This window comes from Hahella sp. HN01, assembly GCF_018986435.1.
GTDB lineage: Bacteria > Pseudomonadota > Gammaproteobacteria > Pseudomonadales > Oleiphilaceae > Hahella.
On the sequence record NZ_JAHMIN010000023.1, the window covers coordinates 107,892 to 114,076 of the forward strand.

At 56.0% G+C, this 6,185-nt stretch carries 8 protein-coding genes and 1 tRNA gene; 3 read left to right on the forward strand and 6 right to left on the reverse strand.

Features of this window, described 5'->3' with window-relative positions:
- Positions 1–23: 23 nt before the first annotated feature.
- From KP814_RS21015 to KP814_RS21040, 6 genes are all read right to left on the reverse strand, one after another.
- Entirely contained in the window at positions 24–515 is a 492-nt protein-coding gene (locus tag KP814_RS21015; protein WP_216738609.1) for a DUF2244 domain-containing protein, read from the reverse strand.
- A gap of 155 nt (positions 516–670) precedes the next feature.
- On the reverse strand, positions 671–1,444 hold the full coding sequence (gene hisF, locus KP814_RS21020) for an imidazole glycerol phosphate synthase subunit HisF (protein WP_216738610.1): 774 nt from the start codon (positions 1,442–1,444) through the stop codon (positions 671–673).
- Between the two features lie 62 nt (positions 1,445–1,506).
- Complete coding sequence (hisA, locus tag KP814_RS21025; protein WP_127973113.1) at positions 1,507–2,241, reverse strand: 1-(5-phosphoribosyl)-5-[(5-phosphoribosylamino)methylideneamino]imidazole-4-carboxamide isomerase; 735 nt, start codon at positions 2,239–2,241, stop codon at positions 1,507–1,509.
- 55 nt (positions 2,242–2,296) lie between these two features.
- Positions 2,297–2,941 (reverse strand): imidazole glycerol phosphate synthase subunit HisH, encoded by a 645-nt coding sequence (hisH, locus tag KP814_RS21030; RefSeq protein ID WP_216738611.1) that lies wholly within the window; start codon positions 2,939–2,941, stop codon positions 2,297–2,299.
- Between the two features lie 76 nt (positions 2,942–3,017).
- Positions 3,018–3,611: an imidazoleglycerol-phosphate dehydratase HisB gene (gene hisB, locus KP814_RS21035; RefSeq protein WP_011395282.1), complete on the reverse strand. Its 594-nt coding sequence runs from the start codon at positions 3,609–3,611 to the stop codon at positions 3,018–3,020.
- A 115-nt stretch (positions 3,612–3,726) separates the two neighbouring features.
- Entirely contained in the window at positions 3,727–4,191 is a 465-nt protein-coding gene (locus tag KP814_RS21040; protein ID WP_127973115.1) for an SRPBCC family protein, read from the reverse strand.
- Positions 4,192–4,442: 251 nt separating this feature from the next.
- Here KP814_RS21040 and mutY point away from each other — a divergent pair, with 251 nt between their 5' ends.
- From mutY to KP814_RS21055, 3 genes are all read left to right on the forward strand, one after another.
- Positions 4,443–5,612 carry an A/G-specific adenine glycosylase gene (gene mutY / locus KP814_RS21045; RefSeq protein WP_216738612.1) on the forward strand — a complete coding sequence of 390 codons (1,170 nt, stop codon included), beginning with the start codon at positions 4,443–4,445 and terminating at the stop codon, positions 5,610–5,612.
- Between the two features lie 74 nt (positions 5,613–5,686).
- Positions 5,687–5,956: an oxidative damage protection protein gene (locus KP814_RS21050; protein WP_011395279.1), complete on the forward strand. Its 270-nt coding sequence runs from the start codon at positions 5,687–5,689 to the stop codon at positions 5,954–5,956.
- A 57-nt stretch (positions 5,957–6,013) separates the two neighbouring features.
- A tRNA-Phe gene (locus KP814_RS21055) sits at positions 6,014–6,089 on the forward strand.
- The last annotated feature ends 96 nt before the right edge of the window (positions 6,090–6,185 follow it).

The window sequence follows — 6,185 nt, forward strand, 5'->3', positions numbered from 1 at the left end:
TCGCTTAAGGCCGGATATCTCTTTCAGTGATATAGATGCTGATAATGCGTCACCAATGAACGCAAGGTGGCGATCAGAGCTTTTCTATCGCCGTCCGCCAACCAGGCGCCCACTTCCACTTCCTCGCCTTTACAGACGAACACCACGCAGAGATGCCCATTGCGGCCGCCTTCCACCAGCACGATGCGCGTGTACCAACGGGGAAATGTCCAGGTGCGTTCCGGCTGCGCCATGCCTTTTTCAATGCAGACTTCCAGAGGAGTGATAAGGATCACTTCCTGCGAGGCGCAACGTTTACTGACCGCCCGCAGCATACCCGCCAAAAGCGCGAGTTCCAGACCGCAGAACGCCAGTACAGGCAGTGCGCCAAAGAAAGAAAAAGCGATGGAGATAGTCAAGGCGACGCCGCCGACAGCAAAGAGGAAGACGCGGTTGCCTTTCCAGCCAGCGGAGTTATTGGGTTGCAGGATCAGCCGGGCGCAAGCGGCATTTTCTCCGGGGACGACGTCGAGCATATACAAACCTGTTCAGGAAATGCCGAAGCAGGGCCTGTTCACACATCAACTTCAACAAGCCAGGAGCTGTTCCTAAAAAAGTATATACCCGCTCTTCAAAGCGCGACACTTTACCTTTGCGGTTCAGTGGTCGCGCAGGAATACGTCAGCGTGAATCAGATGCGCACTTCAACGCCCTGCTTGGCCATAAACGCTTTGGCCTCAGGGATGCTGTATTCGCCGAAGTGGAAAATGCTGGCGGCCAGTACGGCGTCGGCGCCGCCGTCTTTAACGCCATCGACCAGATGCTGTAGATTGCCTACGCCGCCGGAAGCGATCACAGGCACAGACACGGCGTCGCTCACCGCACGGGTCAGCGCCAGGTCAAAACCGTTTTTGGCGCCATCGCGATCCATGCTGGTCAACAGGATCTCTCCCGCGCCGAACTCCACCATTTTTCTGGCCCACACAATAGCGTCCAACCCGGTTGGCTTGCGACCGCCGTGGGTGAATATCTCCCAGCGCTCAGCTTCGCCGGGCGCGGAGACTTTCTTGGCGTCGATCGCCACGACAATGCACTGACTACCGAACTTGGCGGCGGCTTCGCCCACAAACTCAGGGGTGAAAACAGCGGCAGTATTAATGCTGACTTTATCCGCACCGGCATTCAGCATGGTGCGGATATCCTCCAGCTTGCGAATGCCGCCGCCGACAGTCAGGGGAATAAACACTTGGCTGGCCATGCGCTCCACCGTATGCACAGTGGTGTCGCGGCCTTCATGGCTGGCGGTGATGTCCAGAAAAGTGATTTCATCCGCGCCCTGCTCGTCGTAGCGCTTCGCCACTTCCACTGGGTCGCCTGCGTCGCGGATATCCACAAACTGAACGCCTTTGACCACTCTTCCTTTATCTACGTCCAAGCAAGGAATAATGCGTTTCGCCAAGCCCATGTTGTTACCTATGTGTCTGTCTGATACGGGTGTTCGTGAGTTGTTTGGCCTTTCTATACCGATCAGCCAATGGAGTCACAGTACGTTTGCGCTTCGCGCAGATCCAGCGCGCCTTCATAAATGGCTCGCCCGGTAATTGCGCCGATAACGCCGCTGTCCGCCACTGTCGCCAAACGACGAATGTCGTCCATGTTGGTGACGCCGCCAGATGCGATAACCGGTAAACCTGACTCCCGCGCCAGCGCCGCAGTAGCTTCCACGTTCACGCCTTGCATCATGCCGTCGCGGGCGATGTCCGTGTAAACGATGGAGGAAACGCCCGCGTCGCGGAACTGTTTCGCCAGATCCACAGCGCTGACGGAACTGACTTCCGCCCAACCTTCCGTCGCGACCATGCCGTCTTTGGCGTCAATGCCGACGATGACGGCGCCCGGGAAGGCGCGACAGGCTTCTTCGACGAAAGCCGGCTCTTTCACCGCTTTGGTGCCGATGATGACGTACTTCACGCCCGCATCCAGATACTGTTCGATGATGTCCAATTCGCGAATGCCGCCACCGATCTGAATGGGCAGATCCGGGTACGCTTTGGCGATAGCGGAGACGATTTCACCGTTCACCGGTTTGCCGGCGAAAGCGCCGTTCAGGTCCACCAGATGCAGTCTGCGAGCGCCTGCGTCGACCCATTGCGCGGCCATGGCCACGGGATCATCGGAGAATACGGTGGAGTCGTCCATGCGGCCCTGCTTCAGGCGCACGCACTTACCATCTTTCAAGTCTATCGCGGGGATTATAAGCATTGTGGTTCTCAGTCGTTCGGATGTCTGGCTGTAGGGAATGTTGCAGCCGCCACGATCAAGGACGGCCGTTCCAACGGGTGAAGTTTTTCAGTAACTGCAGCCCGGCGTGCTGGCTCTTTTCCGGGTGGAATTGCGCGGCGAAGATATTGTCGCGCGCGATGGCGGCGGCGAAGTCCACGCCATAACGGCAGGTTCCCGCCACGACTTCCGGGTGGTCGCCCGCCGCATAATAGGAATGCACAAAATAGAAGCGATCATTGTCGGCGATGCCGTCCCACATGGGGTGGTCAACGGTTTGTTTGACTTCGTTCCAGCCCATGTGCGGCACTTTCAGGCGTTGGCCATTTTCGGTCAAATCGTGGCCGAAAAATTTTACGTCGCCGGGAAAGACTTTAAGGCAGTCGACGCCGTTGTTTTCCTCGCTGCGTTGCAGCAACACCTGCATGCCCACGCATACGCCCAGCATAGGGCGGCCGGAGGCGACTGCATCGAGGATGATCCTGTCGAAGCCAAGGCGCACGATTTCGCCCATGCAGTCACGCATTGCGCCCACGCCGGGCACCAGTACGCGATCCGCCTCAGCGATGATCTTCGGGTCGGCGGTCACCAACACCTTCGCATCCGGCGCTACATGCTGCAACGCCTTCGACACCGAGTGCAGGTTACCCATTCCATAATCAATGACCGCGATCGTATTCATGCTTGGTATGACCGTTCCTGTTTTATTCGCTAAACGTAAAAAAGGCCGCTTTCATAGACGGCCCCTGGTTACGGAGTTACAGCGCGCCCTTGGTGGACGGCATAATGCCGGCCATGCGAGGGTCCAGCTCCAGCGCCATGCGCAGCGCGCGACCGAAAGCTTTGAACACTGTTTCAATCTGGTGGTGAGAATTGCGTCCACGCAGGTTATCGATATGCAGGGTTACCTGAGCGTGATTCACAAAGCCCTGGAAGAATTCGTAGAACAGATCGACATCGAACTGGCCAATCATGGAGCGGGTGAACTCGACGTGCATTTCCAGGCCGGGGCGGCCGGAGAAGTCGATCACTACGCGGGACAGGGCTTCGTCCAGAGGCACATAGGAGTGACCATAACGACGGATGCCTTTTTTATCGCCAAGGGCTTTGGCGACGGCTTGTCCTAAAGTGATGCCGATGTCTTCCACGGTGTGGTGGGCGTCGATATGCAGATCGCCTTTGGCGACGATATCCATATCAATCAGGCCATGTCTGGCGACCTGATCCAGCATATGGTCGAGAAACGGCACGCCGGTTTCGAAACGGGCCTGACCGCTGCCGTCGAGGTTAATCTTGCAGGTGATTTGGGTTTCCAGCGTATTGCGGGTGACTTCCGCCTTGCGCTCCGCCATGCGTTACTCCAGCCAATGCAGAAAACGCGCATTATAGCGTGTAATCTCCGCTTAGCCTACAGCGCCGGGGACCGTCGCGGATAATCCGTCCGGTCCCAGCGCATCCGCGCAGGTATCAGGAGGCGAATTCTTTTTGCAGGTTGTCCATATAGACGTCGACAAGGGAGTTGAACTCGTGTTTAACCACGGGGCTGATGGCCAGTTTCAGCAGGCTTGGCAGAGGCAAAGTCAGTGAGCCTTTGGTCTGGAAGCGCGCTTCCACGCGACCGCCTTTATCCACCACGGTCCAGGAACCCTGCACTTCGCTGTTCCCTTCTCCTTTTATAGGCGCCCAGGTGATGCTGCCGCGTTCTTTATCGGCACTGTACTGGCAGGCGTAAACAGTCTGGATAGCATGCTTGTCGACGCCGATCTTCTTCATTTCCCAGCGATAGGCGTTATCGCCCAGGTCCACCAACTGCTCCACTTTCGGAAAGTGGGATACGGAAGCCGGCACGTCGGCCAGCAAATCGAACACCCTGTCGTAACTGGCGGATGTTTCGAAGGTTCGGCTGATTTCAATTGTGATGTTTACAGACACAAGCTATCTCCTTAAGACTGCACACTTTATTATCGGCGGGTTTTCATTGGTGTGGTTTATCAGGCGTAATCCTGTACACTCCGCGAAGTACTGTTCTATATATACGGACACGTCTTTTATATACGGACGCGCTATCTAAGCGGCCGCTGCAACAGCGGGCGGGACGCGCTATCCGCCGGAGTACGCCCGACAAATCGATCCTTCAGGACCCATAGTTTGCTACGCTAATTGCCACAAGTCTATCTACTTACATGAACAATCCGTCGAATCCCCAAAAAAAACAGCCTGTTACTCTATCCCATGATTCCGCCGGCGAGCAGGACGCCGCCACGGTGACAAACAGCTTCGCTGCGCGCCTGCTGACATGGTTCGACCAACATGGGCGCCATGACCTGCCCTGGCAAGATCCACGCACGCCTTATCACGTGTGGATATCGGAGATCATGCTGCAGCAAACCCAAGTCAGCACAGTGATTCCCTACTTCATCAAATTCATGGAGAGCTTTCCCACTGTCGCGGCGTTAGCAGAGGCGGATCAGGATACGGTGCTGTCTCACTGGGCCGGTCTGGGGTATTACGCCCGGGCGCGCAACTTACATAAAGCCGCCAAGACTATAGTGGAGAAATTCAACGGAGAGTTTCCCAACACGCTGGAAACAATTCAGGAATTACCTGGCATCGGGCGCTCCACCGCCGGCGCGATTCTGTCTATGGGCTTTGGCATTCGCGCGCCAATTCTGGACGGCAACGTCAAACGTGTACTCTGTCGTCATGACGCCGTAGAAGGCTGGCCGGGGAAAAGGGAAATTGAAACCCGCCTGTGGGAGTTAGCGGACGCTTACACACCTGTCGAGCGAGTCACCGATTACACTCAGGCGATCATGGATCTCGGCGCCACCTTATGCACCCGCAGCAAACCCGCCTGTAGTCGATGCCCAATGGAGGACACTTGCCGAGGGTTGGCGCAGGACATGACGGACCAGTTGCCAACGCCCAAAGCCGGCAAGAAGATCCCCACTCATGAACGCTTTGTCCTGGTGCTGCAAAATGAGGACGGGCATATCCTGCTGGAGCGCAGACCGCCGACAGGCATTTGGGGTGGACTCTGGTCTCTGCCCGAAAGCGATAAGAACATGGACCTGCCGGACGCCCTGCAAAGTTGGAAAGAGCAGATGCACCTACAGTTGAAGCAATATGAGCTGGCCTCACCGTTCCGCCACACCTTTTCTCACTATCATTTGATACTGAAGCCCATCATCGCTTCTACAGCCGATATTGAGCGGCGGGAGGACGCTGCGTCCATCGTCGGCGAACCCAACAGCCAGTGGTTCGATCCGGAGCAGGAATTACCCGGCCTGCCCGCCCCTATAGAGAAGTGGCTCAGCCAGAAGTCGCTGAACAGGCAAAAGCGCCTGCTCTGACAGCTTTGTTATAATCGAACCTAATCACACTCAGATAATTGAAACTACACGAAACCCAATAAAGGATAAGCAACATGGCGCGAATGGTATTCTGCAAAAAGTATCAGCAAGAACTCGAAGGCCTCGCCCTGCCCCCCATGCCGGGCGCCCGCGGCAAGGAATTGTTCGAGACTGTTTCCAAGAAAGCATGGCAGGAGTGGCTGCAACACCAGACCATGCTCATCAACGAAAAGCGTTTAAACCTGATGGACCCGGACGCTCGCACCTACCTCACCGAGCAGATGGAGAAGTTCCTCAACAACGAAAATTTCGACGCTGCGGAAGGCTTTGTTCCTAAAGACTAAAAAATTAAAAAAATATGCTTGACCTTTTTTCTCCCAGAGGTTTAAATACGCGCCGTCGCCCAGATAGCTCAGTCGGTAGAGCAGGGGATTGAAAATCCCCGTGTCGGTGGTTCGATTCCGCCTCTGGGCACCACCATTCTAAAAGCCTGCATTTATATGCGGGCTTTTTTCTTTTCTAGCCCAAGAAAATCCACGCCAGCAAAGAGCTTAGCAATTCACACCCCCGGCA